At 44.1% G+C, this 2378-nt stretch carries 1 protein-coding gene; it reads left to right on the top strand.

Translation table 11 applies throughout. The features are described 5' to 3' along the window. The first annotated feature begins 430 nt into the window (after positions 1-430). Entirely contained in the window at positions 431-1954 is a 1524-nt protein-coding gene (locus CKO36_RS18755; RefSeq protein WP_200286426.1) for a family 8 glycosyl hydrolase, read from the top strand. The last annotated feature ends 424 nt before the right edge of the window (positions 1955-2378 follow it).

The following is a 2378-nucleotide window of genomic DNA, read 5'->3' on the forward strand; positions in this document are numbered from 1 at the left end:
CATCGGCGCTGTCCTTGGGTTGGGTTGCACCTCCAAGACTACGCCTTTCCCGGACTCCTGCCGCCCCATGCCTCGCGCTGATCACCTACTGAAATTGTTGGTTTTGGACCGAGGGATGATCAAGGCCGCGCCCAACAAAGCGATGGACTGTCTGTAAAGCGCGGATGTTTCCGGCGATACCGTAGTAGGCATCGTGGCCACGGCGGACCCGGTTGAAGTTGATGGCCTGCTTTTCAAATCCGCCTCCAGCCCCATGTTCAACTTGCCGAGATGTTGCTGAAGCATTACAGCGGCACCTTGACGAAGAAGCCTTTGATAAATTGCTTACACAACTACCGGAGGGAACTGCTGAATTCTGGACACCATGAGCATTCAAAATATGTCCAGCGCCTAACATGTGTCAATTATAGAGCGTAACGGAGAATCAAAGATGAAAAAGTCAATCATATTTGCGTTGGTACTATGTGGCATTGCTACGTTTTCTGTTGCCCAGGCTAAACAGTGGCAGCTGAACAGATCTGGAAAAACCTATACTGTCGATTTTAATAAACAGGGTAATCATCTATCTGGCAGTTATATTGGCACCAATAATGACAGTGTTTTTGAAGGCAATGTTTACTCTGTTCAAGGTGTTTTTCTAGTTAATTTTACGCAAATTGATAACAATGGATTTTATGCTGTATATTCGGGAGTAAAACAAGGCAACCAGTATTCAGGTCATTGGTATAGCACCAGTGGTGATTCAGGAAATTTCGTATTATCCAAAACGAATCAAGGCAATGTCGAGCAACCAGAAGTGATTAAACCCACTTATGAACAAGCGGAACTCGATACCCAACTGACTGACTTCTACCAGCAATGGAAAGCAAACTATTTACGTCAAGGATGTGGAGATGGTCGCTACTATGTTGATGCTGCAGGAGATGGCAAAACTGTAGAAGGTGGAACGGCGGACTCAACACTGAGTATTTCTGAAGGACATGGTTACGGCATGTTAATTACTGTGATGATGGCAGAGTTTGATCCTAATGCACAAGATATATTTAACGGCATGGTGTCCTTCTTTCATGACCATCCGGCAAAATCAAATCCGGGGTTAATGGCCTGGAATCAATTAAGAACCTGTCAGAATGCAGGGGAGGATGTTGGTGGCGACAATAGTGCTACTGACGGCGACCTCGACATCGCGTATGCACTATTATTAGCCGATAGTCAATGGGGGAGTACCGGCGATATTAATTATAGAGTTGAAGCAGACAAGGTTATTTCAGCAATTAAGCAGTTAGAAATTGATCCTGTAAGTCAATTTGTGCGCATCGGTGATTGGGTCGATCGCGTTGACGATAGTCAATATGCTCATACAACTCGCTCTTCCGATTTTATGGTTTCGCATTTTAAAGCATTTGCTGACATCAGCGGAGATAACAGTTGGTATTTAGTGAGGGATCAAACCTATTCAATCATTAATCATATTCGTAATACATTCAGCCAGGACACGTCGTTAATTCCTGACTTTATTGTTGATGTTCCTAGCAATCCCCGGCCAGCAGAACCTAATTTTATCGAGGGCACTGGTGATGGTGAGTATTCCTGGAATGCGGTTCGCTACCCTTGGCGTATTGCCCTTGACTATATACTCTACAATGAGCAAAGAGCCTATGATGCTTTAGCACCAATGAATAGCTGGATCAAAAATTCCAGTGGTGGTGATCCTAAAAATATTGCAGAGACTTATACACTGGATGGCTGGCATTCAGTAGAGAGTGGCTTTGACTCAATGGCTTCTGTATCAATGTTTGCTGTGGCTGCCACAATAGATGCATCTAACCAACAATGGCTTGATGATCTTTGGCTTGATATCAATCAAAAGTCTATCAACGATGAAGACTATTATGGTAATACCTTAAAACTACTGTCTATGATTGCTATTACTGGACACTGGCAGAAACCTTAATACTTGGTGATTCAGTGACCCGCATGCGGGTCCGCACGGTGAGCGATCAGAGACCAGAAAGTAATGAGTGCGTTAAATGAAAAAATGATAGAAATTAAAGAGACATCTTCAGGCTTGGTCCCAAAAAAACTATTGCTAGAAGCAGACCCATCAATTGAACGAGTCAATCAATATTTAAAAGACTCATTCTGTTACGTAGCTGTATTCCAAAAAGAAATTGTTGGAGTCTGCATTCTAAAACCCATGGACAAATTCAGAATTGAATTATACAATATTGCCGTTTTACCGGAAAAACAGGGCCTTGATCATGCCTTGGTCCATTGTTGCTAAGCCGCCACAGGCATCAGGTAGGGGCGCTTTGCCGGTCGAGGTCGTCGTCGAGCCGGCCAAGCCGGCCAAGGCATGCGTTCAAGCACTTGCTCAA

The sequence above is a fragment of the Rhabdochromatium marinum genome (genome assembly GCF_016583795.1).
In the GTDB taxonomy this organism is placed as follows: Bacteria; Pseudomonadota; Gammaproteobacteria; order Chromatiales; family Chromatiaceae; genus Rhabdochromatium; species Rhabdochromatium marinum.

What these genes read in the sequence shown, in the direction of transcription:
- CKO36_RS18755 (WP_200286426.1), top strand. Translation starts at nt 431, where the DNA reads ATGAAAAAGTCAATCATATTTGCGTTGGTACTATGTGGCATTGCTACG.